Genomic DNA, 25483 nt, shown 5'->3' on the forward strand with positions numbered 1-25483 from the left:
TCCAGCACCTCGCCGGCATGAAGGACTCCAAGGTCATCGTCGCCATCAACAAGGACGAAGAAGCCCCGATCTTCCAGGTCGCAGACTTCGGCCTCGTCGCAGACCTCTTCCAGGCCGTCCCCGAACTCACCGATAAACTCGGCTAAGCCCGCCGGACGTCCACGGAAACCGCTGTCACGGAAAAGGCCCGCCAATCGGCGGGCCTTTTTCAATCGACCGTCGGGGTGCTGCCTGCCGCCGACCCACACCCCCGCCGCCCCGTGCGGCGGCAACGGCGATCACAGCAGCCGCTGCAACCGTTGCGCCACCTGCCCGGCGATCCGCTGGTGCATCTCCGGCCCCAGCATCTTCTCCGCCGTGGGGGCCTGCAACGGGCCGAAGACCATCCGCCCCATCTCTCCCGCGCGCAGACTGGCTGGCGCCACCGGCACCTCCAGAACGCCGAGGCTCTGGCGCGCGGCCCGGTCGATCATGCTGCGGCTCACCAGCAGCGGATCGGCGCCCAGCGGGTCGCCCCGCCGCGACCCGGCATCGGGGTATTGCAGCCAGAGCAGCAGCACCTGCCCCTCCAGCACCGCCAGCAGACGCGACATCCGCTTCATCCACAGGTGCCGCAACTCCTCCCGGATCGCGGCGAAGCGGTCCGGACCCAGCCCCAGCAGCGTCGTCAGCAGATGCTTGGTGAAATGAAACTCGGTGAAATCGACCTCCGGATAGAGCGCGGCCAGCTTCGGCGTCGGCGCCAGGAACCGGTCGTTGCGGCGCGGATGCACCCGGTAGTAGCGATTGGACAGATTCTGTGCCCCGGAGAGCTGCAGCACCACCAGATCCGCCGCCGCCGCGATGCGCATCAGCCCGGGATCCTTCAGCAACGTGTCGAGCCCGGCATTGGCGCAGCCGAGGTTGAGACAGGGCCGGCCCAGCCGGCGGTCGACCAGATCGGGAAAGGGATCGGGGACAAAGCGGCCAAAGGTCTCGCTGCCGCCGAGAAAGGCGATATAGGGCTCATCCAGCGGGGCGCAGGGCGCACGGAACCAGAGGTTCGAGCCGGGATAGCGGCAGACCTCTTCCTCACGCGCACCGGCCCCTGAGGTGATGAAACTCATGATAGCCCCCATATGCTACAGACCTGCATAGCTTTTCCGGAACAGGGTTGCGATTCGGCTAATGCGCGGATTTGTTGCAAATTGAGACGTTCGCGAACCCTTGTCCGCCGGTGGGACAGACCGGTAAGCTCTGCGCGACAACGCGATGAAAGGCGGAAGCATGAACATTCAGACTATCGGTGTGATCGGCGCGGGCCAGATGGGCAACGGCATCGCCCATGTGATGTCCCTGGCCGGTTACGATGTGGTGATGTCCGACATCAGCCAGGACGCGCTGAACAAGGCGATGGACACCATCCGCAAGAACATGAGCCGCCAGGTCTCGCGCGGGAAGCTTCCCGAGGAAGAGATGAACGGCGCGCTGTCGCGGATCCGCACCACGCTGGAGATGGCCGATATCGGCGCCTCGGATCTGGTGATCGAGGCCGCGACCGAGCGAGAGACGGTGAAACAGGCGATCTTCGAGGATCTGCAGCCGCATCTGAAGCCCGACACCATCCTGACCTCGAACACCTCGTCGATCTCGATCACCCGGCTGGCCAGCCGCACCGACCGGCCCGAGAAGTTCATGGGCTTCCACTTCATGAACCCGGTGCCGGTGATGAAGCTGGTCGAGCTGATCCGCGGCATCGCCACTGACGAGCCGACCTACAAGGCCTGTCTGGAAGTGGTGGAGCGGATCGGCAAGACCGCCTCCTCGGCCGAGGATTTCCCCGCCTTCATCGTCAACCGCGTCCTGGTGCCGATGATCAACGAGGCGGTCTATGTGCTCTATGAAGGGGTCGGCAACGTGCGGTCGATCGACGAGGCGATGAAGCTGGGCGCGAATCATCCGATGGGCCCGCTGGAGCTGGCCGATTTCATCGGCCTGGACACCTGCCTGGCGATCATGAACGTGCTGCACGACGGCCTGGCCGACACCAAGTACCGCCCCTGCCCGCTGCTGACGAAATATGTCGAGGCCGGCTGGCTGGGCCGCAAGACCAAGCGCGGCTTCTACGATTATCGCGGCGAGGAGCCGGTGCCGACGCGCTGAGGCGCCAGCGCGACACCCGGGCCGGCAGAGAGGTCGGAGACGGAGAGAAGGGCCCGGCGGGGCCCTTTTTCATGCGCCGGCGCCAAGACCCCGAACAGGTCTGACAGGAGCGGGGCGCTGCCCCGCACCCCGGGGTATTTCAGGCCAGAAAAAGACGGAAACGGTGGTCAGAGCCGGTCCGGGTGCTGATCGAGTTCCAGCACGTAATTGCGCAGCCAGGCCATGAATCCGCGCGGATCGCGCTGCAGCGGCGCCATCTGCTCATCGCTCAGTACCTTGCCGATCACCGGCGCCTGCGGCTTGTGGCAGGAACGGACGATTTCATGCAGCAGGAGCCCCTGACGCAGGATCGGCGAGACCTGACAGGCGATCTGATAGGCGCGGGAATTGCGGCCGGGGAAGTAGATCGGCACCACCCGGGCGCCGGATTTGCGGATCATCTTGGCGGTGAAGGCATGCCATTCGCGTTCGACCGGCGCGCCCCACCAGCTGTCCGACGACATCACCACCCCCGAGGGGAACAGCGCGACCACGCCGCCCTCGGCCAGGACGTTCATCGCATTGGCGCGCATCTCGACCATCTTGCGCTGCGCGTCGGGATCGTGCGGGAAGGGCACCGGGATCATGAAGGAGGTCGCCGCCTCGTCGAGGCCGGTCAGCACCGAGCGGGTCAGGATGCGGTAATCGAGCCGCACCCGGCCGATCAGCTCAGCCAGAATCATGCCGTCGACCATGCCATGCGGGTGGTTCGCCACCACCACCACGGGGCCTTCCTTGGGGATATTGGCGATCTGCGCGTCCGGCGTCTGCAGGTCGATGCCCATCACGTTCAGCGCGCCGCGCCAGAATTTCTGACCGCGGAATTCGGCGTTCTGGCGTTCGAACTTGCTCACCATCCTGAGGATACTGGGCTTGCCGGTGACCCATTCGATGGCCTTGATCGCGACCGAGGTCAGCCGATCGTCGAAGGAATTGGCATAGGTCAGAGAGCGGCGGTCGTAGACTTCGCCCGCGGGGTCGGCCCCGGCCGCGCCCGGCTGGGCGGACAACCCCGAGTTGCTGTTATGCGCGGTCTCGACCAATCTGATTAACCCCGTTTGGCGCGCCGGCGCTCAGTAGTCTTCGCCGAAGCGGTCGGCCACCAGAGCCTCGAGCGCATCGGCCAGCGCTTCGGCATCCGGTCCCGTCGTCTCGACGTCAATAGTCGTTCCCTTCGACGCTGCCAACATCAAAAGCCCCATAATACTGTCCCCCAGCGCGGTCATACCGTCGCGGGAGACCTCGGCCCGGGCATCGAAGCCTTCGACCACCTCGACCAGCTTGGCGGAGGCACGGGCGTGCAGCCCCTTTTCGTTAACGATTTTCAATCTGCGGTGAATCATGGGGTCTGTCAGGCTTCGTTCAGGCTGATGTTGCGGCTGTTGATATACTTGCGCCCGGCCTCCATGGCACCGCGAACTGCATCGCTGATCGGCATGTGGCGGCTTTTCGCCAGTTTCAGCAACAACGGCAGGTTCGCCCCATAGAGAATACGGCGGTCGGAAGGGGCGCAGGCCCGCAGGCTGAGGTTGGAGGGGGAGCCGCCGAACAGATCGGTCACCACCACGACACCATCGCCGGTATCGACGGTATCGGCCGCGGCACAGATCTCGCCCTGCTTGGCATCCCGGTCGTGTTCCGCGTCGATCGAAATCGCGATCATGCCCGGCTGCTTGCCGATGACATGCTCGATGGCGGCCAGATATTCCCTGGCCAGACCTCCGTGCGCGACAATGACAATCCCGATCATCCGGTTCCTATCCGTTCCGCTGGCTGTCCAGCTCGCGGTGCCTAATTGACACCTGCCGGCCGTCCTCCGCAAGGGCCTTGGCCAGCGATTCCGCCAGGGTTACCGACCGATGCTGGCCGCCGGTACAGCCAAAGGCAATCGAAAGATGCGACTTTCCCTCTTCGGTATAGGCGGGCAGCAACAGCCGGGTCAGGTCCAGCACCCGTTCGAAAAAGGGGGTGAAGCGGGGATCGCCGGCGACATGGGCGGCGACGCGGGGATCGCGGCCATCGAGCCCGCGCAGCGCCGGCACCCAATAGGGGTTGGAGAGGAACCGGCAGTCGAACACCATGTCGATGCCGCGCGGCAGCCCGCGCTTGTAGGAGAAGCTGTGGACGCTCAGCGCCAGCGGCCGGCCGGTCTTCGGCGCGAACCAGTCCTCGATCTCCTCGCGCAGCTGGTGCACGTTCATGTCCGAGGTGTCGATCAGCATGTCGGCGCGCTCGCGCAGCGGGGCGAGCAGGTCGAGCTCGCGCCGGATGCCGGTCTCCGGGCTTTCGGCCGGGGCCAGCGGGTGCCGCCGGCGGGTTTCGGAGAACCGGCGCAGCAGCACGTCGTCACGACAATCGAGATAGAGCGTCGTCAGCTCGGTATCGGCGCGGGTGGAGAGCCGGTCGATCAGCTCCAGCAACGCCGCCGCAGAGAATTCGCGGTTGCGCGGATCCATCCCCAACGCCATCGGACGCGCCGGCGCCTCGCCGTCCAGAAGCAACGGCACCAGCCTGAGCGGCAGGTTGTCGATCGCCTCGAACCCCAGATCCTCCAGCGCGTTGATCGCCGTGGAACGGCCGGCCCCGGACGGGCCGGTGACCAGCACCAGGCGAAAAGAGCCACTCGAGGTCTGTTCAGTCATAGGGTTCGGCGTCCGGACGCGAGAAATTGTATCAATCCTGCTGCAAGATGTGGGGTATCGGGCCGAAGAAGCAAGGTCACGGGCACACCCAGCAGGACAGTGTGGCGCAGCTGCGGCAGCCGCTCAGGTTCCTGCCGGTCGAGATCGAGACAGGCGAAAACCGGAGTCGGCCCGGCCGGGTCCGCATGCAGCAGGCCGAGGCCCCGCGCCTCGATCATGCCGGCGATCGCGGCCGGAACGCTGGCGATCACTGCCGCGCCGTCGCGGCGCAGCTGCACCCGGTCGTCGGCCACCAGCCGGGCGCCGCGCGCCATCAACTCCAGCGACAGGCCCGATTTACCGCTGCCGGACCGGCCGGTGATCAGCAACGCGCGCCCGGCCAGCGCCACACAGCTTGCGTGCAGCACCTCGGCGGCGGCGGCGTCCTGTGGCATGGATCAGACCGGCAGGCCCACGACAAAGCGGGCGCCGAGCGGGTCAGAGGTGGCATCGGCTTCGGTCGGGCGGATGTTCTCGGCCCAGATCACCCCGTCATGCGCCTCGACGATCTGTTTCGAGATCGCCAGGCCAAGGCCGGAGTTGTTGCCGAAATGCTCTTCCGGGCGTTCCGAATAGAACCGCTTGAAGATCTTGCCCAATGCCTCTTCGGGGATGCCGGGGCCGGTGTCCTCGACCACCACCAGCACACGGTTCTTGCGCTTGCGCACCCAGACCCGAATGGCATCGCCTTCCTCGCAGAAGGAGATCGCATTGGTGATCAGGTTGACGAAGACCTGCGCCAGCCGCGCCTCAAGCCCGTGAATGGTGATCGGCCCTTCCGGCAGATCGGTGATATAGTCGATCCCCCGGGCGCGGGCATCCTCGCCCAGATACTGGTTCAGGTTGCCCAGCATGATCAGCAGATCGAAGGTTTCCTGTTCTTCCTTGACCAGTTCGGCATCCAGCCGCGAGGCGTTGGAGATATCGCTGACCAGCCGGTCCAGCCGGCGCACGTCATGTTCGATCACGTCCAGCAGCTTGTCGCGCTGATCCTCGCGCTTGACCATGCGCAGGGTACCCACCGCCGATTGCAGGCTGGCGAGCGGGTTCTTGATCTCATGCGCCACGTCTGCGGCGAATTGTTCGTTGCCGTCGATCCGGTTGTAGAGCGCCGAGACCATGCCGCGCAGCGCCCGGCTGAGGCGCCCGATTTCATCCGGGCGCGCCGTCAGATCGGGGATGCGGACCCGACCGGGGTTCATCTTGCGGGCGTTGCGGTCGCGGCCCAGTTCGGCAGCCTCCGCCAGATCGCGCAGCGGGTTGGCGATGGTGGAGGCCAGCACCAGGCTCAGCCCGACCGAGACCAGCAGCGCCACCACGAACATCTGCAGCACCCGCTCACGGTCGCCGCGCACCAGCGCCTCGATCTCTCCGGCGGGGCTGAGCAGTGCCACCGCGCCCACCGCGTGGCCGCCCTGCAGGATCGGGGTCAGCGCCACCAGTTCGGCGCTGCGGCTACCAGGACTGAGGGTTTCGACACGGGTCGCCCGCCCCTCCAGCACATTCGGCAGCAGGGCCGCCAGCTGATCCTCGACCAACGGGCCGGCGCTGTCATGCGCGGGAGAGATCACCGCCGCGACAGCCTCCCAGACCGCGGACAGCCCGTCGCTGATCAGGGTGCGGCCGCCCTCCGGCTCCGCGACGCGGGGCAGGCCCGCGCCGGTGCCGATGGTTTCGCCCACCTGCTGGCCGGCGGGATCGTAGACGAAGACCTCCATCCCCTCGCGCAGGGTGAGCGCGGCAAGCGTGTCGGCGACATCGACGCCATCGCCGGCCACCAGATTGACCGGGCCGCCCTTGGGCAGCTGCGCCTCGAAGACATTGGCGATCAGCCGCGCCTCTCCGGCCAGCGTATTGGCGCGCTGCACCACCAGATCGTCGCGCGAGCCGTTCAGGTAGAGCAGACCGGCCGCCAGGATGATCAGGGCGATCAGGTTGAAGACGATGATCTTGCGGGTCAGCGGCGAGCCGCGCAGTGAAAAGAACCCACGCCGATCACGGCGGGCGCGCAGCTCGTCCGAGACGGTGCCCCTCGGCGCGACCCAATCGTCGCCCAGCACCACATCCCCGGTGTGCTGCAACTGAGTGGAGCCGGTGTCGCGCACGTCACCCCCTTCGCCAAAGCCGCCCGGACCCAGGTCCGGCGCGGTGTTACTCTTCGTTGTACCGGTAACCGATCCCATAGAGCGTCTCAATCGCCGAGAAGTCCGGATCGGCGCTGCGCATCTTCTTGCGCAGGCGTTTGATGTGGCTGTCGATGGTCCGGTCGTCGACATAGACCTGATCGTCGTAGGCGACATCCATCAGCTGGTCGCGGCTCTTGACGAAGCCGGGCCGCTGGGCCAGCGCCTGCAGCAACAGGAATTCGGTCACCGTCAGCGACACGTCCTTGCCCTTCCAGGTCACCGAATGGCGCAGCGGATCCATCCGCAGGTTGCCGCGTTCCATCACCTTGGCCTCGGGGCTGGTGCCGGCGGCATCGCCCGAGACCGCCTCCTGCCGGCGCAGCAGCGCCCGGATGCGTTCGACCAGAAGCCTTTGGGAAAATGGCTTTTTCACGTAATCGTCGGCGCCCATCCGCAGGCCCAGGACCTCGTCGATCTCATCGTCCTTGGAGGTCAGGAAAATCACCGGCATCTGGGTTTTCTGGCGCAGCCGCTGCAGCAGATCCATGCCGTCCATCCGCGGCATCTTGATGTCCAGAACGGCCATGTCGGGCAGCTTCTTGTTGAAAGCGTCGAGCGCCGCCTGGCCGTCGTTATAGGTCTCGACCTCGAACCCCTCGGCCTCGAGCGTCATCGAAACGGAGGTCAGAATGTTTCTGTCATCGTCAACCAGTGCGATCTTTGACATATGGAATTACCTATCTGCTCAGGACTGCCACGTTTTTTCCGCGATAGTGCCCTTTTTTCGCGTTGCGAATCAATCCTTAACTGCGAATCGCGACGTCTTTGCGTTTCCAGTGCAGCAGAATTTCCTTAAGCGCGGTTGAATTGTCGCATGTTGCCGGGGCACCCTGAGGGGTGGTTGCGCTAAACATCGCCATGGTGGCGCTAACTGTGCCAAAGCGTCCTGTTCAAGCCCGAAAACGTCATGCTAAGACCCGCCGCACCGGGAATTGCGCCCGGTCATCGCCCCGAACAGCGATAGAACGACACGCGACGCCTGGCGCCGCCACAGGAGAACGAACGCATGACATCTGGACGGGTCAATCCCAATTTCAGACTCGAAGACCAAGGCATCGAAGGCTTGGGCCAAGTCTATTACAACCTGATTGAACCCGCGCTGATCGAAGCCGCGATCAAGCGTGGCGAAGGCTCCCTGGGCAAAGGCGGCGCCTTCCTCGTGACCACCGGCAAATTCACCGGCCGGTCGCCCAAAGACAAACATGTCGTCAAGACCGACAGCGTGGTCGACACCATCTGGTGGGAAAACAACGCCGAAATGTCGCCGGAGGCCTTCGACGTTCTGCATGCCGACATGCTGGAGCACCTGAAGGGCCGCGAGGTCTTTGTCGAGGATCTGGTCGGCGGCGCCGACCCGGCCTATGCGATCAACGTCCGCATGGTGACCGAACTGGCCTGGCACGGCCTGTTCATCCGCCACCTGCTGCGCCGCCCCGAGCGCGAGGCGCTGGACAGCTTCATCGCCGATTTCACCATCATCAACGTCCCCAGCTTCAAGGCCGATCCCGAACGCCACGGCTGCCGCTCGGACACGGTGATCGCGCTGAACTTCGACAAGAAGGTGATCCTGATCGCCAACACCGAATACGCCGGTGAGAACAAGAAGTCGGTCTTCACCCTGCTGAACTACCTGCTGCCGGAAAAAGGCGTGATGCCGATGCACTGCTCGGCCAACCACGCGGTCGGCAACCCGGTCGACACCGCCATCTTCTTCGGCCTGTCCGGCACCGGCAAGACCACCCTTTCCGCCGACCCGGCCCGGGTGCTGATCGGCGACGACGAACACGGCTGGTCGGATCGCGGCACCTTCAACTTCGAAGGCGGCTGCTATGCCAAGACCATCAACCTCTCCCCCGAGGCCGAGCCGGAAATCTACGCCACCACCCATAAGTTCGGCACCGTGATCGAGAACATGATCTACGATCCGGAAACCTTCGAACTGGATTTCCAGGACAGCCAGCTGACCGAGAACATGCGCTGCGCCTACCCGCTGGAGTATATCTCCAACGCGTCGGACACGGCGCTCGGCGGTCACCCGAAGAACATCATCCTGCTGACCTGCGACGCCTATGGCGTGCTGCCGCCGATCTCGCGGCTGACCCCGGCCCAGGCGATGTACCACTTCCTGTCGGGCTTCACCTCGAAAACCCCGGGCACCGAACGCGGCGTTGTCGAACCCGAGCCCACCTTCTCCACCTGCTTCGGCGCCCCCTTCATGCCGCGCCGGCCGGAAGTCTACGGCAAGCTGCTGCAGGAGAAGATCGCCAAGCACGGTGCCACCTGCTGGCTGGTCAACACCGGCTGGACCGGCGGCGCCTTCGGCACCGGCTCGCGGATGCCGATCAAGGCGACCCGCGCGCTGCTGACCGCCGCGCTCGAGGGCACCCTGAACGAGGCCGAGTTCCGCAAGGACGAGAACTTCGGCTTCGAAGTGCCGGTCGCGGTTCCCGGTGTCGATACCCAGTTGCTGGACCCGCGTCAGACCTGGGCCGACAAGGCCGCCTATGACGCCCAGGCCGCCAAGCTGGTGTCGATGTTCGCCGAGAACTTCGAACAGTATATCCCGCATATCGACGACGACGTGAAAGCCGTCGCCATCGGCTGAGGCGCGCCTCAGCGTTGAAACGGAAACCCCGGCGTCACCGCCGGGGTTTTTCTTTACTCGCGCAGCGTGCCCCGCCACGCGCTCCGCGCCTGCGGCGCGGGCCTTCGGCGAGAGTATTTTTTGCAGAGAAGAACCAGGGGCCCCGCGATTTTCCCCCGCCGACCCCCAGGCGCTTCCCGCGCTTCTTCTCTGTCCAAATACTCTCGCCGAAGGCATCGCGCCCGAAGGGCGCGATTTTCCCCGGCCACGGCAACTCATCGCCTGGCCGTCGCCTGTGTGGTTCAGCCGACGCGGCCGGCGATCATGTCGCGGGTGCGCACCGCGTAGCGGTCCGTCATGCCGGAGACGAAGTCGGCCAGCGCGTGCAGCGCGGTGTAGTCGTCGACGACGCCGCGCAGGTCGATATCGGTGGCGCGGATCAGCTTTTCCCAGTAACCGCCCTTCAGCGCCTCTGGTTCCCAGCCCTGCTCTTCCAGCGCCGCGAAGAGCCCGTGGAAATGATCCAGCAGATCGCGCAGCACCTGCCGCCCGGCGATCTCCAGCTCGGTCTTGCGCCGCGCGGTGAAGATGCGCGCGTTGGAAATGTCTTTCAGCTCGGCAAAGGCCCGCGCCTTCGTCGACACTTCCATCAGCCCGTCGCTGAAGGTCCCTGCCATGATCTCCTCATAATGCGCCACAAAGGCATCCACCGCCGCGCCGATCGCTGCGCCGATCGCCATCGCCCGGCGCAGCGCCACGCCCTCATGGTCGGTCATGCCCGGCTCCATCGCCCGTTTGGGCTGGGCGATCTGATCCAGAATGTCGATCGCCTGCGCCGGGGTGAGATCGCCGATGGTGGCGGCATCTTCCAGATCGAGGATGCGATAGCAGATGTCATCCGCCGCCTCGACCAGAAAGGCCAGCGGATGGCGCGCCCACCAGGGGCCCGGCCCGGCTCCCCGCTGCGGCAGGCCGAGCGCTGCGGCGGTTTCGGCGAACAACGCCGCCTCGGTTTCGAAGACGCCGAATTTCTTCAGCCCGACATAGGGGGTGGCTCCGCTGACTGCGGCCGTGCAGGGGTATTTCATGAAGGCGCCCAGCGTCGCATAGGACAGCTGCATGCCGCCGGGTTGGCGGCCCATCTCCAGCGCGGTGGCGATGCGGAAGCCCTGGGCATTGCCCTCTAGCGGGCTGAATTCCGCCCGCCGCGCGCCGATGGCTGCAGCCCGCCCTTCATCCCGCTCGAAGAGCTCCTCGAACCATTCGCCGATGGCATCCTCGCCGGCATGGCCGAAGGGCGGGTTGCCGATGTCATGCATCAGGCAGGCGGCCTGCACCACGCCGGCGATCACATGCTGCTGGCCGTCGGGCAACTTGCCATCGTCCACCAGCCGCTGGCCCACGGCGATCCCCAGCGAACGGCCGACGCTGGAGGTTTCCATCGAATGGATCATCCGGTGGTGCAGGTGGTCATGATGCACCAGCGGGTGCACCTGGGTCTTCTGCGCCAAACGCCGAAACGGCTGCGAGAACAGGATGCGGTCGTAATCCTGCAGATAGGCCGGGCGACCCGGCTTTTCCGCATAGTCGGGCCGGCACAGCCGCCCCGGGTTCAGCAATTGCTCCCACTCCATCCGATCGCTCCGCTCTGCCGTTGTCAGGCCGGCAAAAGGCCACAGATCGACGGCAGGGGCAACCTGCGCCAGGGGGCGCCGCCGTCAGCCCTTCAGATCAGCCCATCAGGGCGCGGCGGATCAGGTTCAACCCGGCCAGCAGCAGGATCGCCAGGGTCAGCTTGCGAAAGGTTTCCTGCTCGATGCGGTCATGCACCCGCCCGCCCAGCCACATGCCCAGCAGCACCGGCACCAGCAGCGCCACCGAGAACGGCAGGGTCGCGCGGTTCAGCACGCCCGAGCCCAGATGCGCCGCCAGCAGCGCCACCGCCCCGAGCCCGTAGATCACCCCCTGCACCCGCACCTGTTCCAGCTTCGGGGTGCCGATGGCGGTGAGATAGGCCACCGTCGGCGGCCCCCAGACGCCAGAGACACCGCCAACCGCGCCTGCGAGCGCCGCCACCAGCGCCTCGACCCGGGTGGAGGGCTCCGACATGTGGAATTTCACCCCGACCAGCTGCATCAGGCAAAAGACCGTAATCAACGCCCCCAGCACCAGCAGCATCACCTGCACCGGGATGATCGAGACCATCTGCGCGCTGGCCATCAGGAACAGGCCGCCGACGATCAGGAACACCCGGAATCGCCGGATCGACCCCAGCGCCGCCGCCGGTCCCTGGCGCAGCGCCTGGATCACATTGGTGGCGACCGTGGGCAGGATCAGCCCGGCCAGCGCCACTTCCGGCGGCAGAAAGGTGCTGATACCGGAAATCAGGATCAGCGGCAGGGCGAAGCCCACCATGCCCTTGATCAACCCGGCCACCAGCGCGATGGCGAAGGCGATGATCATCTGGCTCGGGCTCATCAGAGAAAAGATCATGTCCATGCCCCCTCTTATCACTGCCCGGCCGCGCTGCACCGCAAAATTTTCCGCGCAACTATTGAACATGCACAATGTCTTGCGCGCATTTTTGTTGCGCTGCGACTGCAAAATGATTAGGAGCAAGCGACCTCTGACGAGGAGATGATTCATGCCTTTGCAGGACAGGAGCCCAAGCCGATGACCCAGACCGCAATTCTGCCCGACCTTCTGACGCTGACCGGCGCGGTGATCGCCCCGGCGGAGGCGGTGCTGGCCAGCGCCAAGGCGAAGCTGCGCGACCTGGTGAGCGAGGGCGAGCGCGTCTCGGCCGCGCTGCTGGAGCAGAACCAGGCCGCCGCCCACGGGCTGTCCTGGCTGGCCACCTATGTCGAGGCTCTGCGGCAGATGCAGGCCTGGGCCGGCCGCCTGAGCGACGCCGGCCGGTTCGGCGAGGTCGAGCAGCTGATTCACCAGATCGCCTTCGGCGAATATCTGGCACAGATTCAGGGCGGCATCCCGATGAGCCAGGGTGAAATCGTGCGGCTGAGCGATCTGGGGCTGAGCCCGGTCGACATCGCGCCGCTGGCCAATGACGCGGCGGCGACGCTGGTGGCCGCCGGCAATACCCCGGCCGCCCGCCGCCGACTGGTCGATCTGATGCTGGAACGCGCCGCGGAAATCACCGTCGGCGCCACCGGGTTGGAAGACGAGCTGGAGATGATCCGCGAGCAGTTCCGCCGCTTCGCGCTGGATAAGGTCGAACCCTTCGCCCACGAATGGCACCTGAAGGACGAGCTGATCCCGATGGAGATCATCGAGGAACTGGCGGAGATGGGCGTCTTCGGCCTGACCATCCCGGAAAACCTCGGCGGTCTGGGCCTGTCGAAAGCCTCGATGGTGGTGGTCTCGGAAGAGCTGTCGCGCGGCTATATTGGCGTCGGCAGCCTTGGCACCCGGTCGGAGATCGCCGCCGAGCTGATCCTGGCCGGCGGCACCGATGCGCAGAAGGACCACTGGCTGCCGAAGATCGCCAGCGGGGAAATCCTGCCCACCGCCGTCTTCACCGAACCGAACACCGGCTCCGACCTCGGCTCGCTGCGCACCCGGGCGGTGAAAAACGCCGATGGCGATTACGAGGTGACCGGCAACAAGACCTGGATCACCCATGCCGCGCGCACCCATGTGATGACGCTGCTGGCGCGGACCGATCCCGCCACCGACAATTACAAGGGGCTGTCGATGTTCCTGGCGGAGAAGATCCCCGGCACCGACGAGACCCCCTTCCCCACCCCGGGCATGACCGGCGGCGAGATCGAAGTGCTCGGCTATCGCGGCATGAAGGAATACGAGCTCGGCTTCGACGGCTTCAAGGTGAAGGGCGAGAACCTGCTGGGCGGCGAAGAGGGCAATGGCTTCAAGCAGCTGATGCAGACCTTCGAAAGCGCCCGCATCCAGACCGCGGCGCGGGCCATCGGCGTGGCACAGTCGGCGCTGGATATCGCCATGCAATATGCCCAGGACCGTAAGCAGTTCGGCAAGTCGCTGATCGCCTTTCCGCGGGTGGCCGACAAGCTGGCGATGATGGCGGTCGAGATCATGATCGCGCGGCAGCTGACCTATTATTCGGCCTGGCAAAAGGACCACGACAAGCGCTGCGACTTGGAAGCCGGCATGGCCAAGCTGCTAGGCGCCCGCGTCGCCTGGGCCGCCGCCGACAACGGACTGCAGATCCACGGCGGCAACGGCTTCGCGCTGGAATACAAGATTTCCCGCGTGCTCTGCGATGCGCGGATCCTGAACATCTTCGAAGGCGCCGCCGAGATTCAAGCCCAGGTCATCGCCCGCCGCCTGCTGGGGTGAGGCAGGCCCGGCAAACCGTCAGGTGGGCTGTTTGCCGTGTCGAACCGGCGGAGCCCGGAGAATGGAAACTCTGCCAACAGATCCCGAAACCAAAAGACAGGCGCCGCAGGGCGCCTTTCTCCTGCCCGGGTCCGGCCGGAACAGCTCCGGGGGCGCGTCTCCCCCGGGATATTTTCAGCCAGAAAAAGAAACCCGTTGCCGCCCTCAGGGCGCGGGAGCGGCCCCTGGCGGGATATCGATCCCGTCGAGCCAGGGCTTGATATCGATCACCGGGGTGCCGTCGAAGGCGTCGATGGCATCGATGCCGATCACCCCGGCCTCCGGATCGAGATCGGTGATCCGTACCGCCGCCATCGCCACCGGGTTGGGCCGCGCTGGCGATCGCAGGGCAAATGTGCCGCGCGGGCCAGAGCCATGGCGCGGCGCCTGCACGATCAGGTCGCGCCGGCTCTGGTCCATCCAGTAGAGCACCCAGATGCACTGCCCGGGTTCGAGCCCGGCAAGGCCCCGGCGATAGGGCGCCGCAAGCTCGATCCGCGCCGCGCCCTCGCCGCTGGCGCGGGCCTGGGTCAGGTTACGCGGTGCCGTCCCCCGGGCCCAACCCGACCGCAGCCGGCCGATAAAGGTCACGCCGGCATCGACCTGCGCCGCCGGATCATGGCCCAGCCGCTCTTCGCCCGGGCGCGGGGGATCGTTCCTGTCTGCCATCGTCTTCACCTCCTTGTCCGGCCATCAGAGCCCGGCGGCGGGGCTGGCGCAAGGGGGCCGGGCGTGGCAGGGTGTCGCCCATGCACCCCCTTGTCCTGAGCCTCGCCCTTCTGGGTCTGTCCATGTGCGCCGCAGAGCCCGACGGCTTCGGCCCTGCCGATCGTGTCTGGCAGCTTACCAGCCTGGACGGGACCGCCTTCACCGCCCGGGCCACGCTGAGCTTTCCCGAGGATGGCCAGATCGCCGGTGAAGCGCCCTGCAACCGCTATTCCGGGGTGATGACGACGCCCTATCCCTGGTTCGACGCCGGCCAGGTCGTCTCGACCCGCCGTGCCTGCCCGGAACTCGCCGCCGAACAGCAATTCCTGAGCGCGCTCAGTACGATGCACTCCGCCGAGCGCGACGGCGATGTGCTGATCCTGCGTGCCCCGGCGGGGCGCGAAATGCGGTTCACAGCCGGCGACTGAAGAGATCGACAAACCGCGCCCGCGCCTCTGGCAGCGGCCGGTGCGCCAGCGCCGGAGCCACTTTCTCGGCCAGGAAATAGCCCGTCGTGCGCAGCCCCTCGGCGATCTCGCGATCCGGGGCCGGCCCCTCGCCGCGCAGGCAGGGCGGCAGCGGCAACAGCCGGTCGGCCCAGACCCCCGCCGCCGGACCCGAGACCGCGCGGCCGGATTTGGGCGAGACATAGGCCAGATCCTCCCGCGTGCCGGTCACCGCGCAGCGGGAGAGGTCGAGGCCGAAGCCCAGCACCTCCAGCAGTGCCAGTTCCCAGTTCAGATAGGCCAGCGGCCAGATCTCGTCCTGCCCCAGCAGGTCCATCAGCTGTTCGCTGCGCCGGTAGAAGACGGGATGCGGCTCGCGCTCCGGCAGGCAGAAGGACAACAGCGCGGTGACCGCGTTCAGCCCGGCCAGCGCCAGCCGGCCGGACAGCGCGGCGGCCGCGCGGCTGCGCAGCGGCTCGACCCGGTAGCTGCCCAGATGCTCCTCCAGCCGGGCCTGCCATTGCAGGTCCAGCTGGGCGCCCGGCTGCAGCACCGGCGCCACCTTGCGACTGGCGCCGCCGCGCACAACCCCGGCATGGCGGCCGTGCGCTTCGGTGAAGACATCGATGATGGCGGCGCTTTCGCCATGGCGCCGCATGCTCAGCAAGATGCCGTGATCGCGCCAGTCCATCCGAAACCGCCTCCCGCCGCGGGCCCCTTCTTCTCTGTCAAAATACTCCCGGGGGAGGCGCCCGCAAGGGCGGCGGGGGCAGGCCGCCCCCGACCCGGCCCGATCCGGGCGCTCAGCTCAGCCCGTCTTCGTCCAGCAGATGGCGGCCCTGCCGGTCCTCCACCTCGATCACCCAGAGATCGGGATCGAAACCGCGCTGCCGGGCGATCGCCTCGTCGACGTCGCGCTCCTCGCCCACGGCCAGCTGCACCCATTGCCGGGCGCCGGAGGCCAAATCCCAGCCGCGCTGGAACGCCTCCGCACGACCATCGAGCGTGTTCAGCTTGACCAGCACCGCGCCGGCATCGTCGTCACCATGAGCGGTGACGAAGGCGGGGATGTCGCGCAGTCTGAGCCGTGTGAGATAGGCCTGCACCCAAAAGCCGGCCTTCAGCCCGCCGCTCATGCGTTGCCGTCTTTGAACTCGAGCCCCATCTCGGAATAGCGTTCGGCCTCTTCCAGCCAGTTCGGCCGCACCTTCACCTGTACGAAAAGATGCACCCGGCGGCCCAGGAACTCTTCCAGCTCCTCGCGGGCGGCCTTGGAGATCGCCTTGATCGTCTCGCCCTTATGGCCCAGCACGATGCCCTTGTGGCCGTCGCGCATCACATAGACGACCTGATCGATCCGGGCGGAGCCGTCCTTGCGCTCTTCCCAAGCCTCGGTCTCCACCGTCAGCTGATAGGGCAGCTCCTGATGCAGACGCAGCGTCAGCTTCTCGCGGGTCATCTCGGCGGCGATCATCCGCATCGGCAGGTCGGCGATCTGATCCTCGGGGTACAGCCAGGGGTGCTCGGGCAGCTCCCCGGCCAGCCAGCGGCGCAGATCGGCGACACCATAGCCCTTCTCGGCCGAGATCATGAAGGTCTCGGCAAAGGCATAGCGTTCGTTCAGCTCTTTCGACAGGCCCAGCAGCACCTCGGATTTCACCCGGTCGATCTTGTTGATCGCCAGCGCCACCTTGCGGCCCTGGCCGATATCGGCGAGCCCTTCGAGGATCCGCTCCACCCCATCGGTGATACCGCGATGCGCCTCGACCAGCAGGACGATGATATCGGCATCGGCGGCGCCGCCCCAGGCGGCAGCGACCATGGCGCGGTCCAGTCGGCGGCGCGGCTGGAACAGGCCCGGCGTGTCGACGAAGACGATCTGCGCCTCGCCCTCCATCGCCACGCCGCGGATACGGGCGCGAGTGGTCTGCACCTTGTGGGTCACGATCGACACCTTGGCGCCGACCATGGCGTTGGTCAGCGTGGATTTGCCCGCGTTGGGCTCTCCGATCAGGGCGACGAAGCCGGCGCGTTGGGTCATGGGCGTCCTCTGGTTGAGCGTGCCTTCGGATAGAGGATCATAGGATCAATGACCAGAGCGGAACAAGGGCAGAGCGGCCCGGGACCCACGCCCGGCGACGACAATGGCCTTTGTGCCCCCCCCGCCCCGCGATCCCCGCTGGCCGGCGGGCCGGGCGGGCGCTAAGACTGGGGCACATCCATTCAGGCAGGACCGACATGTTCAACCATATCACCATCGGATCGAACGACATCGACGCGGCAGAGCAGTTCTATAACGCTGTCTTGCCGGTGCTCGGCGTCGGCGCAGGCAGGCGCAACCAGAACGCCCAGGGCCATATGCGGCTGTTCTACAGCGGCAACGACGGGCTGCTGCTGATCACCCAGCCGATCAACGACGAACCAGCCACGGTGGCCAACGGCGGCACCATCGCCTTCAAATGCGCCTCGCCGGAGCAGGTGCAGGAGTTCCACGACACCGCGGTCCGCCACGGGGCCACCTCGATCGAGGATGCCCCGGGCTGGCGCGGGCCGGAGGGCACCGGCATCTACCTGGCCTATGTGCGCGATCCGGACGGGCACAAGCTCTGCGCGGTCTACCGACCGCAATAAGCCCGACAGGGTATGGAGAGGGAGACGCGCGGCGGGATCACCGCCGTGCGGGCGCGGCCTAATCGGCGCCGCCGACCTTTTCCAGCAGCGCCTTGGCGGCGGATTGCTCCGCCTGGCGCTTCGATCCGGCGGTGGCCCGGGCGGCCTCCCCGGTCGACAGCTGCGCCTCGATGGTGAATTCCGGCGCGTGATCGGGGCCGGAGCGTCTGACCTGGCTGTATTTCGGCGGCTGCAGCCCCCGCGCCTGGGCCCATTCCTGCAGCACCGTCTTGGCGTCGCGGGCGTCGGCCTCCACCGTAGTGATCCGCCGGCCCCAGAGCCGCAGCACCATGTCGCGCGCCACATCGAAACCCGCGTCGCGGTAGACGGCGGCGATCACCGCCTCCATCGCATCGCCCAGCAACGCCTGCTTGCGCCGCCCGCCCGAAAGCATCTCGGACCGGCCGAGCTTCAGCACCGCGCCCAGGTCGATCTCCCGGGCAACCTCGGCACAGGCCTCCTTGCGCACCAGCGCGTTGAACCGCGGCGCCAGCTGCCCCTCGGAGGCGGAGGTATCGTGCTTCAGCAGCGCCTCGGCCATCACCAGCCCCAGCACCCGGTCGCCCAGAAACTCAAGCCGCTGGTTGTCCGCCCGCGTCGGCGAGGAGACCGAGCCATGGGTCAGCGCGCGCACCAGAAGCTCCGGCCGGGCGAAGTGATACCCGATCCGGTCTTCGAAGGCTTTCAGGTCGGCCGAGAGTTTCACTCGATCGCCTTGAAGAAACGGTCTCCGCGCCAGGTCCAGAAGAACAGCATGGAACGACCGGCGGAGGAGAACATGATCCGGTCGGCCCGGCCGACGAGATTCTCATAGGGCACGAAGCCGACGCCCCCCGCGGCCTGCGGCAGGCGGCTGTCGGCAGAGTTGTCGCGGTTGTCGCCCATGAAGAAGTAATAGCCCTCCGGCACCGTATAGATACCGGTGTGGTCGGAGGCCTGGTTGCCGATGTTCAGGATCTTGTGGCTGACCCCACCCGGCAGGGTTTCGATCTGGCGCGACTTGATGCAGACGCCGCCCTCGCCCACCGGTCCGTTTTCACAGCGCGGCCGGTAGCCCTGCGGCCCCTGCGGCACCGAAAGCTCCTCGAACACGCCATCATCGGCCAGCGCCACCGGTTCACCGTTGATGTTCAGCACGCCGTCGATCACCTGGACCCGGTCGCCCGGCAGGCCGATCAGACGCTTGATGAAATCGGCCCCGGTGACCGGGTGACGGAACACCACCACATCGCCGCGTTCGGGCTCGGAGCCCAGGATGCGGGTGTTGTCGCCCTTGATGAAGCCGCAGAGGTCCTCGGCATCGATATCCAGCCCCACCGCCGGGATGCGGATCGACGGGCAGGAGGCGTAGGAGTAGCCATAGGCCATCTTGTTGACGAAGAGGAAATCACCGATCAACAGCGTTTCCTTCATCGAACCGGAGGGGATCCAGAAGGGCTGAAAGAACAGGGTGCGAAAGACCCCCGCGATCAGCAGCGCATAGACGATGGTCTTGATGGTCTCGACGATGGCGCTTCCCTGTTTGGTCTTGCTGGCCATGCGGCCCTCCGGATCTGGAAAGAATACCGGCGTTTCATGGGGTGCGGGCCGGCTGGTGTCAAGGCGCGCCCGCCCGGAGCGAGGGCGCGCGCGCCCGGCACAGGGCCAGCCCGGGCAAAGCCCGAGCACCCTGTCCGGCCCCTGCCACCAAGGGCTTGCCCGACCGCGGACCCAGGACCCCGGGCAGAGCGGTGCCGGTTCAGCTTGGCGGCATCAACCCTTCGTGACAGGCCCCCCCCGCCGCGGTGGCCGCCAGGATCATCGGGCGATCAGGCCTTCGGCCGCGCCTCGATCACCACGAAGGCCTGCGCCCAGGGGTGATCGTCGGTCAGGGTGACATGGATGATCGCCTCATGCCCCGGCGGTGTCATCTCGGCCAGACGCTCCGCCGCCCAGCCGGTGACCTGCATCACCGGCTGCCCGGTGCGCAGATTGCTGACAGCCATGTCGCGCCAGGAAATTCCCATCCGCAGCCCGGTGCCCAGGGCCTTGGAGCAGGCCTCCTTGGCGGCCCAGCGTTTGGCATAGGTGCCCGCGACATCGCGCCGCCGCTCGGCCTTGCGCTGCTCCACCTCGGTGAACACCCGATTGCGAAACCGGTCGCCGAACCGCTCCAGCGTGCCGGCGATGCGGTCTATATTGGCCAGATCGGTGCCGATGCCCAGGATCATGCGCGCCCCGGAATTTTGCAGAATTCCGGCCAAATTTCTTGCAAGAAATTTGCCCTCGGCGTCATCCGCGCGCCTCGTCCATCAGCCGGCGCATTTCGCGGATCGCCGGATCCAGCCCGAGGAAGATCGCCTCGCCGATCAGGAAATGGCCGATGTTCAGCTCACGCACCTCCGCCATGGCGGCGATCGGGGCAACGGTGTCATAGGTCAGCCCGTGGCCGGCGTGCACCTCCAGCCCCAGGTCATGACCCAGCGCCGCCATCCGCCGCAGCCGCTCCAGTTCCGCGTCGCGCTCGTCGAACCGGCCCTCGGCGTGGAAATCGCAATAGGCACCGGTGTGCAGCTCGATCACCTCGGCACCGATGCGCGCGGCGGCCTCGACCTGAGGCTGATCGGCACCGATGAACAGCGACACCCGGCAGCCGACATCGCGCAGCGGCGCGATGAAATCGGCCAGCCTATTCTGATCGCCAGCCACTTCCAGCCCACCTTCGGTGGTGCGCTCTTCCCGCTTCTCGGGCACGATGCAGACCGCATGCGGCTTGTGCCGCAACGCGATGGCCTGCATCTCTTCGGTCGCGGCCATCTCGAAGTTCAGCGGCACGCTCAGCCCCGCCGCCAGCGACTCGATATCGGCATCCGAGATATGGCGACGGTCTTCGCGCAGATGCGCGGTGATGCCGTCAGCGCCGGCAATCTCGGCCAGTTTGGCGGCGCGCAGCGGATCGGGATAGGCCCCGCCGCGGGCATTCCGCACGGTGGCCACATGGTCGATGTTGACGCCCAGACGCAGGGGAGGAACGGTCATGACGGGGGGTCCTTGTCAGATGTTTCGCGGCGACACTAGTCCGCCTTCGGGCCAAGGTCAGCCTCTGCCTGCGCCTTTTTCTTGATGGCGCTGAACTTGGCCTTGATCTTGGCGCGGCGGCGATACTGATAGGCGCGGATCAGCGGCACGCTGAGGTAATAGGCCACCACCCCGGCGATGATCCCCGGCACCAGCCCGCCAATCATGTAGGGAAAGAAAATCTCGTGATAAAAGACCCTTAGCCCTTCCCAATTGGGATGGGCATCAGTGAACAACGCGATGATGTTGTCCTTCAGGTCGCGGCTGGCATCGGCGAACTTGCCGAAAAAGCTGCGGTGCCGGCCCTCGTCGAACCGGGTGCCCAGCAGGAAGTACCCGGTCTTCAGCGAAATGATCCCGATCGGCACATAGGTCAGCGGGTTGCCGAAGAAGGTGCCCGAGAGCGCCGCCAGAATATTGCCCCGAATCAACCGCGCCACCAGGAAGGCGATCACGAAATGCAGCCCGTAGAACGGGGTGAAGGTGGTGAACACCCCGGCCCCGACGCCGCGGGCAATGCGTTCGGGGCTGTCGGGCAGCCGCCGCACCCGGTGCTGGACATAGAGAAACGCCCGCCCCCAGCCACCGCGCGGATAGACCAGTTCCGTCAGGATCTGCAGGGGCGAGCGGCGGTCCCGGCGTTTGAAAACCAACGGCTGCGTCCCCTTCGTTCCGGCCCTCTGGCGTCAGCTTGCGGCGGTGCGGATCGGCGGTTTTTCCCGATACCGTTCGACAGAGGCAACATCGCTTTCGGCCTCGAGCATCAGCATCAGGGAATGCAGCTGCTCGACATCCCGCAAATCGACGTCGACCAGCAGACGAAAGAAATCGGGTTTGCGGTCCACGAATACAAGGTTGCTGATATTGGCCTTCTTCTCGCCGATCAACGTACAAATGCGCCCCAGTACCCCGGCGTCGTTGCCGATGGTCATATCCAGGGTCACCCCGTAGACCGCCGGATGGGTGCCGGTGTGCCAGTGCAGATCGACCCAGCGCTGCGGCTGATCCTCGAATTCGCTGAGCCGGTTGCAGTCGATCGTATGCACCACCACGCCCTTGCCGCGATAGGTGATGCCGACGATCCGCTCCCCCGGCAGCGGCTGGCAGCAGGGCGCGCGTTCGAAGCTCTGCCCCGGTTCCAGCCCGACCACCGCGCGGCGCGGCGAGACCTGATCGCCCTCGTCGCGGATCAGTTCGGGATAGACCGCCTGCACCACGTCGCGCGCGGTCAGTTCAGCACTGCCGAGCCGGGCCAGCAATTCGTCGCGGTCCTTCAGGCGCAGATGCCGCGCAGCGGTCTCCAGCGCCTTGTCGGTGGCCTTGCGGCCGACGTGATCGAAGGCCGAGCGCGCCAGTTCCTGCCCCAGCTTGATGAACCGTCCCCGGTCCAGTTCCCGCAGCGCCCGGCGGATGGCGGTGCGCGCCTTGCCGGTGGTGGCGATCTCCAGCCAGCTCACCTGCGGCATCTGGCCCTCGGCGGTGATGATCTCCACCGACTGGCCGTTCTTCAGCCGGGTCCAGAGCGGCACCCGGATACCGTCGACCTTGGCACCGACGCAGGCATGGCCGATCCGCGTGTGGATGGCATAGGCATAGTCGATCGGCGTGGCGCCGCGCGGCAACTTGACCACATCGCCCTTCGGCGTGAAGCAGAAGACCTGGTCGGAATACATCTCCAGCTTGACCGCTTCGAGAAAATCCTCGTGATCGTCCTCGGCGGTCAGCTGTTCGGTCAGCGAGGCGATCCACTTCGCCGGATCGACGGCAAAGGGGTTCTCGGTCCGCACGCCATCGCGATAGGACCAATGCGCCGCCACCCCGGTTTCGGCCACATCGTGCATCTGGCGGGTGCGGATCTGCACCTCCACCCGCTTGCCGTCGCGACCCGACACTGTGGTGTGGATCGACCGGTAACCGTTCGATTTCGGCTGGCTGATGTAATCCTTGAACCGGCCAGGCACCGCCCGCCAGCGCTGGTGGATGATGCCGAGCGCGCGATAGCAGTCCTCTTCCGTCCGGGTGATGATGCGGAAACCATAGATATCCGACAGCCGCGAGAAGCCCTGATTCTTCTCCTGCATCTTGCGCCAGATAGAATAGGGTTTCTTGGCGCGGCCGAAGACCTCGGCCTCGATATCGGCCTTCTCCAGCTCGAACCGCATGTCGCCGGTGATCCGGTGGATCACGTCGCCGGTCTCGCGCTGCAGCATGATGAAACGGCGGATGATCGATTGCCGGCCTTCCGGATTAAGCACGCGAAAGGCCAGATCCTCCAGCTCCTCGCGCATCCACTGCATGCCCATGCGGCCGGCCAGCGGCGCGAAGATGTCCATCGTCTCGCGCGCCTTCTGGACCTGCTTCTCCGGCTTCATCGCCTTGATGGTGCGCATGTTGTGCAGCCGGTCGGCCAGCTTGACCAGGATCACCCGCAGGTCCTTGGACATCGCCATGAACAGCTTGCGGAAGTTCTCCGCCTGCTTGGTCTCGCGGCTGGAGAGCTGCAGGTTGGTCAGCTTGGTGACGCCATCGACCAGCATCGCCACCTCGTCGCCGAAGCGGTTGGCGACCTCATCATAGCTCGCCTTGGTGTCTTCGATGGTGTCGTGCAGCAGCGCGGTGATGATCGTCGCGTCATCCAGCCGCTGCTCGGTCAGGATCGCGGCCACCGCGACCGGATGGGTGAAATAGGGCTCCCCCGACCGGCGCATCTGACCCTCGTGCATCTGCCGCCCATAGTCATAGGCGGCAGCGATCCGGTCAGCATTGGTTTTCGGATTGTAGTTGCGGACGAGCGCAATCAGATCTTCAGCCGATATCATATCGTCCGCATCCTCATCCGAGGTCAGCCCTGCCCCTGGGCCTCCATCAGCTTGCGCAGCAGCATTTCCTCGGTCAGGTCGTCCTCGGCGGGCTTGTCCTGCTCAGCGCCCATCAGCAGCGCCATGCTGTCTTCTTCGGGTTCGTCGACCTCAATCTGCGACTGGTTCGACTCGATCAGCCGTTCGCGCAGCTCATCGGCGCTCTGGGTCTCTTCGGCGATCTCACGCAGGGCGACAACGGGGTTCTTGTCGTTGTCGCGGTCCACGGTGATCGACGCACCGGAGGAGATTTCGCGCGCCCGGTGGGCGGCGAGCATCACCAGCTCGAAGCGGTTGGGAACCTTGTCGACGCAATCTTCAACCGTCACGCGGGCCATTGAGAGATCTCCAATATCATTCTGGGTCCGGAACGGCGCTTTGTAAGACCGAATCTATCTCTTGACAAGGCGAAACTCCGGCAGGGCCGGGAAATCAAGACATCAGATCGGCTCGATCTCGGCCCGCTCCGCCTCCGGCAGCGCCGCCAGAAGCTCGCTCACGCTGCGCTCCAGCACCGGGTGGCGCCAGTCCGGGGCGATATCCGCCAGCGGCACCAGCACGAATCCCCTGTCCTGCAGGCGGGGATGCGGCAGAATCAGCTCATCCGGCGCCAGACGGCGCTGCTCCTCCGGGGAAAGCCCGCGCCAGCGCGACTGAATGTCGCGGTTCGGCAACACCTGATTTTCCACCGCCAACAAATCCAGATCGAGCGTCCGCATCCCCCAGCGCTGTACCCGTTCGCGGCCGAAACCAGCCTCGATCCCATGCAACGCCGCCAGAATCGCCGCCGGCGGCAGGGTGCTGCGCACCCGCACCACCGCATTTATGTAATCGGGCCCGGCGCCTGCAGGAAAGCATGGGGTTCTGAAGAACCGGCTGACCGCGCGCAGCGTCAGCCCGGCGGCGGGCATGGCACAGATCGCTGCGACCAGCGTTTCCGTTGGGTCACCTGCCTGAGAGGGCAGGTTTGCCCCCAGCGCGATCAGCGCGTCTGACCGGATTTCGGTCACGTTTGAAGGTCTTTCATGTTGCTACGGGCCTTGCGGAGTATTCGAATTATCTTATTTTAGGGTCACCATTTCGCCATATTTTATCACTCACTCGCGGAACACCCCGGCGAAATGGCACACCGGAAGGACATTTTGATGTTTTACAAAGACGAACGGCTCGCGCTGTTCATCGATGGATCGAATCTTTATGCCGCCGCGAAGGCGCTGGGATTCGACATCGACTATAAGCTGCTGCGCCAGGAATTCATGCGGCGCGGCAAGCTTCTGCGCGCGTTTTACTATACAGCCCTGCTCGAGAATGACGAGTACTCCCCGATCCGCCCGCTGGTGGATTGGTTGCACTACAACGGGTTCACCATGGTCACCAAGCCGGCCAAGGAATACACCGACAGCATGGGACGCCGCAAGGTCAAGGGGAACATGGATATCGAACTGACCGTCGATGCCATGGAGCTTGCGCCGCGTGTCGATCATATCGTTCTGTTTTCCGGCGACGGCGATTTCCGCCCGCTGGTGGCCAGCCTGCAGCGCCAGGGTGTCCGCGTGTCGGTCGTCTCGACGATCCGCAGCCAGCCGCCGATGATCTCGGACGAATTGCGCCGTCAGGCCGACAATTTCATCGAGCTCGAAGAGCTGAAAGACGTGATCGGGCGTCCGCCGCGCGAAGCGCATGGCGAAAGCCGCAATGTTGCCTACGCCGGCAACCACTGACTGACCGCCGCCGCGCG

At 65.9% G+C, this 25483-nt stretch carries 28 protein-coding genes and 1 pseudogene; 7 read left to right on the top strand and 22 right to left on the bottom strand.

Features of this window, described 5'->3' with window-relative positions:
• Nucleotides 1-146, top strand: a pseudogene (locus QO033_RS21200) (electron transfer flavoprotein subunit alpha/FixB family protein); the annotation flags it as partial.
• A gap of 132 nt (nucleotides 147-278) precedes the next feature.
• On the opposite strand, the gene QO033_RS21205 reads toward QO033_RS21200, so the two are convergent.
• Entirely contained in the window at nucleotides 279-1106 is an 828-nt protein-coding gene (locus QO033_RS21205) for a DUF6473 family protein (protein ID WP_284482899.1), read from the bottom strand.
• Between the two features lie 160 nt (nucleotides 1107-1266).
• Between QO033_RS21205 and QO033_RS21210 the strand changes: the two genes are divergently transcribed.
• A complete protein-coding gene (locus QO033_RS21210) occupies nucleotides 1267-2142 on the top strand; it encodes a 3-hydroxybutyryl-CoA dehydrogenase (RefSeq protein ID WP_284482900.1) in 876 nt (291 codons plus the stop codon).
• A 167-nt stretch (nucleotides 2143-2309) separates the two neighbouring features.
• On the opposite strand, the gene QO033_RS21215 is transcribed toward QO033_RS21210, so the two are convergent.
• The 7 genes from QO033_RS21215 to QO033_RS21245 are packed head-to-tail and all read right to left on the bottom strand — an operon-like array spanning nucleotide 2310 to nucleotide 7715.
• The gene (locus QO033_RS21215) at nucleotides 2310-3224 is read right to left on the bottom strand and encodes a lysophospholipid acyltransferase family protein (protein WP_284482901.1); all 915 of its coding nucleotides are present in this window, start codon (nucleotides 3222-3224) and stop codon (nucleotides 2310-2312) included.
• A gap of 30 nt (nucleotides 3225-3254) precedes the next feature.
• Nucleotides 3255-3524, bottom strand: a complete 270-nt coding sequence (locus tag QO033_RS21220; RefSeq protein WP_284482902.1) for an HPr family phosphocarrier protein — start codon at nucleotides 3522-3524, stop codon at nucleotides 3255-3257.
• An 8-nt stretch (nucleotides 3525-3532) separates the two neighbouring features.
• Nucleotides 3533-3931 (bottom strand): PTS sugar transporter subunit IIA, encoded by a 399-nt coding sequence (locus QO033_RS21225; RefSeq protein WP_284482903.1) that lies wholly within the window; start codon nucleotides 3929-3931, stop codon nucleotides 3533-3535.
• Between the two features lie 7 nt (nucleotides 3932-3938).
• Entirely contained in the window at nucleotides 3939-4823 is an 885-nt protein-coding gene (gene rapZ, locus QO033_RS21230; RefSeq protein WP_284482904.1) for an RNase adapter RapZ, read from the bottom strand.
• Nucleotides 4820-5257, bottom strand: a complete 438-nt coding sequence (locus QO033_RS21235; protein ID WP_284482905.1) for an HPr kinase/phosphorylase — start codon at nucleotides 5255-5257, stop codon at nucleotides 4820-4822. Before QO033_RS21235 ends, rapZ begins: the two co-directional genes overlap by 4 nt.
• A 3-nt stretch (nucleotides 5258-5260) precedes the next feature.
• Nucleotides 5261-6967, bottom strand: a complete 1707-nt coding sequence (locus QO033_RS21240; protein ID WP_284482906.1) for a sensor histidine kinase — start codon at nucleotides 6965-6967, stop codon at nucleotides 5261-5263.
• A 46-nt stretch (nucleotides 6968-7013) separates the two neighbouring features.
• Nucleotides 7014-7715, bottom strand: coding sequence for a response regulator transcription factor (locus tag QO033_RS21245; protein WP_284482907.1), 702 nt, complete (start codon nucleotides 7713-7715; stop codon nucleotides 7014-7016).
• A gap of 339 nt (nucleotides 7716-8054) precedes the next feature.
• On the opposite strand from QO033_RS21245, the gene QO033_RS21250 reads away from it, so the two are divergent.
• Nucleotides 8055-9653 (top strand): phosphoenolpyruvate carboxykinase, encoded by a 1599-nt coding sequence (locus tag QO033_RS21250; protein ID WP_284482908.1) that lies wholly within the window; start codon nucleotides 8055-8057, stop codon nucleotides 9651-9653.
• A 281-nt stretch (nucleotides 9654-9934) separates the two neighbouring features.
• Here the strand turns inward: QO033_RS21250 and dgt are convergent, their stop codons facing one another.
• Together dgt and QO033_RS21260 are read right to left on the bottom strand one after the other, a co-directional pair.
• Nucleotides 9935-11266 (bottom strand): dGTP triphosphohydrolase, encoded by a 1332-nt coding sequence (gene dgt / locus QO033_RS21255; protein WP_284482909.1) that lies wholly within the window; start codon nucleotides 11264-11266, stop codon nucleotides 9935-9937.
• 97 nt (nucleotides 11267-11363) lie between these two features.
• Nucleotides 11364-12131, bottom strand: a complete 768-nt coding sequence (locus QO033_RS21260; RefSeq protein WP_284482910.1) for a sulfite exporter TauE/SafE family protein — start codon at nucleotides 12129-12131, stop codon at nucleotides 11364-11366.
• Between the two features lie 174 nt (nucleotides 12132-12305).
• Between QO033_RS21260 and QO033_RS21265 the strand changes: the two genes are divergently transcribed.
• Nucleotides 12306-13967 (top strand): acyl-CoA dehydrogenase family protein, encoded by a 1662-nt coding sequence (locus QO033_RS21265; protein ID WP_284482911.1) that lies wholly within the window; start codon nucleotides 12306-12308, stop codon nucleotides 13965-13967.
• A gap of 204 nt (nucleotides 13968-14171) precedes the next feature.
• On the opposite strand, the gene tsaA is transcribed toward QO033_RS21265, so the two are convergent.
• A complete protein-coding gene (tsaA, locus tag QO033_RS21270) occupies nucleotides 14172-14675 on the bottom strand; it encodes a tRNA (N6-threonylcarbamoyladenosine(37)-N6)-methyltransferase TrmO (protein WP_284482912.1) in 504 nt (167 codons plus the stop codon).
• Between the two features lie 80 nt (nucleotides 14676-14755).
• On the opposite strand from tsaA, the gene QO033_RS21275 reads away from it, so the two are divergent.
• A complete protein-coding gene (locus QO033_RS21275) occupies nucleotides 14756-15142 on the top strand; it encodes an META domain-containing protein (protein ID WP_284482913.1) in 387 nt (128 codons plus the stop codon).
• On the opposite strand, the gene recO is transcribed toward QO033_RS21275, so the two are convergent.
• From recO to era, 3 genes are all read right to left on the bottom strand, one after another.
• Nucleotides 15126-15851 (bottom strand): DNA repair protein RecO, encoded by a 726-nt coding sequence (gene recO / locus QO033_RS21280; protein WP_284482914.1) that lies wholly within the window; start codon nucleotides 15849-15851, stop codon nucleotides 15126-15128. The two genes, QO033_RS21275 and recO, sit on opposite strands and share 17 nt — an antisense overlap.
• A 112-nt stretch (nucleotides 15852-15963) precedes the next feature.
• Complete coding sequence (locus QO033_RS21285; RefSeq protein ID WP_284482915.1) at nucleotides 15964-16296, bottom strand: DUF1491 family protein; 333 nt, start codon at nucleotides 16294-16296, stop codon at nucleotides 15964-15966.
• The gene (era, locus tag QO033_RS21290; RefSeq protein WP_284482916.1) at nucleotides 16293-17201 is read right to left on the bottom strand and encodes a GTPase Era; all 909 of its coding nucleotides are present in this window, start codon (nucleotides 17199-17201) and stop codon (nucleotides 16293-16295) included. The genes QO033_RS21285 and era overlap by 4 nt, the downstream gene beginning before the upstream one ends.
• A gap of 197 nt (nucleotides 17202-17398) precedes the next feature.
• Between era and QO033_RS21295 the strand changes: the two genes are divergently transcribed.
• Nucleotides 17399-17791, top strand: a complete 393-nt coding sequence (locus QO033_RS21295) for a VOC family protein (RefSeq protein WP_284482917.1) — start codon at nucleotides 17399-17401, stop codon at nucleotides 17789-17791.
• A 58-nt stretch (nucleotides 17792-17849) separates the two neighbouring features.
• On the opposite strand, the gene rnc is transcribed toward QO033_RS21295, so the two are convergent.
• The 8 genes from rnc to folK form a co-directional block, all read right to left on the bottom strand.
• A complete protein-coding gene (gene rnc / locus QO033_RS21300) occupies nucleotides 17850-18536 on the bottom strand; it encodes a ribonuclease III (RefSeq protein WP_284482918.1) in 687 nt (228 codons plus the stop codon).
• Complete coding sequence (gene lepB / locus QO033_RS21305) at nucleotides 18533-19369, bottom strand: signal peptidase I (RefSeq protein WP_284482919.1); 837 nt, start codon at nucleotides 19367-19369, stop codon at nucleotides 18533-18535. Before lepB ends, rnc begins: the two co-directional genes overlap by 4 nt.
• Nucleotides 19370-19638: 269 nt before the next feature.
• On the bottom strand, nucleotides 19639-20040 hold the full coding sequence (gene acpS / locus QO033_RS21310) for a holo-ACP synthase (protein WP_284482920.1): 402 nt from the start codon (nucleotides 20038-20040) through the stop codon (nucleotides 19639-19641).
• Between the two features lie 61 nt (nucleotides 20041-20101).
• Nucleotides 20102-20848 carry a pyridoxine 5'-phosphate synthase gene (locus QO033_RS21315; RefSeq protein ID WP_284482921.1) on the bottom strand — a complete coding sequence of 249 codons (747 nt, stop codon included), beginning with the start codon at nucleotides 20846-20848 and terminating at the stop codon, nucleotides 20102-20104.
• A 35-nt stretch (nucleotides 20849-20883) separates the two neighbouring features.
• Nucleotides 20884-21540 carry a DUF2062 domain-containing protein gene (locus tag QO033_RS21320; protein WP_284482922.1) on the bottom strand — a complete coding sequence of 219 codons (657 nt, stop codon included), beginning with the start codon at nucleotides 21538-21540 and terminating at the stop codon, nucleotides 20884-20886.
• A 33-nt stretch (nucleotides 21541-21573) separates the two neighbouring features.
• Nucleotides 21574-23706: a RelA/SpoT family protein gene (locus tag QO033_RS21325; RefSeq protein ID WP_284482923.1), complete on the bottom strand. Its 2133-nt coding sequence runs from the start codon at nucleotides 23704-23706 to the stop codon at nucleotides 21574-21576.
• Between the two features lie 23 nt (nucleotides 23707-23729).
• The gene (gene rpoZ / locus QO033_RS21330) at nucleotides 23730-24083 is read right to left on the bottom strand and encodes a DNA-directed RNA polymerase subunit omega (protein ID WP_284482924.1); all 354 of its coding nucleotides are present in this window, start codon (nucleotides 24081-24083) and stop codon (nucleotides 23730-23732) included.
• A 102-nt stretch (nucleotides 24084-24185) separates the two neighbouring features.
• The gene (folK, locus tag QO033_RS21335) at nucleotides 24186-24755 is read right to left on the bottom strand and encodes a 2-amino-4-hydroxy-6-hydroxymethyldihydropteridine diphosphokinase (protein WP_284482925.1); all 570 of its coding nucleotides are present in this window, start codon (nucleotides 24753-24755) and stop codon (nucleotides 24186-24188) included.
• A gap of 135 nt (nucleotides 24756-24890) precedes the next feature.
• On the opposite strand from folK, the gene QO033_RS21340 reads away from it, so the two are divergent.
• The gene (locus tag QO033_RS21340; RefSeq protein WP_284482926.1) at nucleotides 24891-25466 is read left to right on the top strand and encodes a LabA-like NYN domain-containing protein; all 576 of its coding nucleotides are present in this window, start codon (nucleotides 24891-24893) and stop codon (nucleotides 25464-25466) included.
• Nucleotides 25467-25483: the final 17 nt, after the last annotated feature.

Source organism: Pseudodonghicola flavimaris, from assembly GCF_030164425.1.
GTDB classification, from domain to species: Bacteria; Pseudomonadota; Alphaproteobacteria; order Rhodobacterales; family Rhodobacteraceae; genus Pseudodonghicola; species Pseudodonghicola flavimaris.

Bases quoted from the DNA above. Each gene is read 5' to 3' on its own strand.
- QO033_RS21205 (WP_284482899.1), bottom strand. From the start codon at position 1,106: ATGAGTTTCATCACCTCAGGGGCCGGTGCGCGTGAGGAAGAGGTCTGC.
- QO033_RS21210 (WP_284482900.1), top strand. From the start codon at position 1,267: ATGAACATTCAGACTATCGGTGTGATCGGCGCGGGCCAGATGGGCAAC.
- QO033_RS21220 (WP_284482902.1), bottom strand. From the start codon at position 3,524: ATGATTCACCGCAGATTGAAAATCGTTAACGAAAAGGGGCTGCACGCC.
- QO033_RS21225 (WP_284482903.1), bottom strand. From the start codon at position 3,931: ATGATCGGGATTGTCATTGTCGCGCACGGAGGTCTGGCCAGGGAATAT.
- rapZ (WP_284482904.1), bottom strand. From the start codon at position 4,823: ATGACTGAACAGACCTCGAGTGGCTCTTTTCGCCTGGTGCTGGTCACC.
- QO033_RS21235 (WP_284482905.1), bottom strand. From the start codon at position 5,257: ATGCCACAGGACGCCGCCGCCGCCGAGGTGCTGCACGCAAGCTGTGTG.
- QO033_RS21245 (WP_284482907.1), bottom strand. From the start codon at position 7,715: ATGTCAAAGATCGCACTGGTTGACGATGACAGAAACATTCTGACCTCC.
- QO033_RS21250 (WP_284482908.1), top strand. From the start codon at position 8,055: ATGACATCTGGACGGGTCAATCCCAATTTCAGACTCGAAGACCAAGGC.
- dgt (WP_284482909.1), bottom strand. From the start codon at position 11,266: ATGGAGTGGGAGCAATTGCTGAACCCGGGGCGGCTGTGCCGGCCCGAC.
- QO033_RS21260 (WP_284482910.1), bottom strand. From the start codon at position 12,131: ATGGACATGATCTTTTCTCTGATGAGCCCGAGCCAGATGATCATCGCC.
- QO033_RS21265 (WP_284482911.1), top strand. From the start codon at position 12,306: ATGACCCAGACCGCAATTCTGCCCGACCTTCTGACGCTGACCGGCGCG.
- tsaA (WP_284482912.1), bottom strand. From the start codon at position 14,675: ATGGCAGACAGGAACGATCCCCCGCGCCCGGGCGAAGAGCGGCTGGGC.
- QO033_RS21275 (WP_284482913.1), top strand. From the start codon at position 14,756: ATGCACCCCCTTGTCCTGAGCCTCGCCCTTCTGGGTCTGTCCATGTGC.
- recO (WP_284482914.1), bottom strand. From the start codon at position 15,851: ATGGACTGGCGCGATCACGGCATCTTGCTGAGCATGCGGCGCCATGGC.
- QO033_RS21285 (WP_284482915.1), bottom strand. From the start codon at position 16,296: ATGAGCGGCGGGCTGAAGGCCGGCTTTTGGGTGCAGGCCTATCTCACA.
- era (WP_284482916.1), bottom strand. From the start codon at position 17,201: ATGACCCAACGCGCCGGCTTCGTCGCCCTGATCGGAGAGCCCAACGCG.
- QO033_RS21295 (WP_284482917.1), top strand. From the start codon at position 17,399: ATGTTCAACCATATCACCATCGGATCGAACGACATCGACGCGGCAGAG.
- lepB (WP_284482919.1), bottom strand. From the start codon at position 19,369: ATGGCCAGCAAGACCAAACAGGGAAGCGCCATCGTCGAGACCATCAAG.
- acpS (WP_284482920.1), bottom strand. From the start codon at position 20,040: ATGATCCTGGGCATCGGCACCGATCTGGCCAATATAGACCGCATCGCC.
- QO033_RS21315 (WP_284482921.1), bottom strand. From the start codon at position 20,848: ATGACCGTTCCTCCCCTGCGTCTGGGCGTCAACATCGACCATGTGGCC.
- QO033_RS21325 (WP_284482923.1), bottom strand. From the start codon at position 23,706: ATGATATCGGCTGAAGATCTGATTGCGCTCGTCCGCAACTACAATCCG.
- rpoZ (WP_284482924.1), bottom strand. From the start codon at position 24,083: ATGGCCCGCGTGACGGTTGAAGATTGCGTCGACAAGGTTCCCAACCGC.
- QO033_RS21340 (WP_284482926.1), top strand. From the start codon at position 24,891: ATGTTTTACAAAGACGAACGGCTCGCGCTGTTCATCGATGGATCGAAT.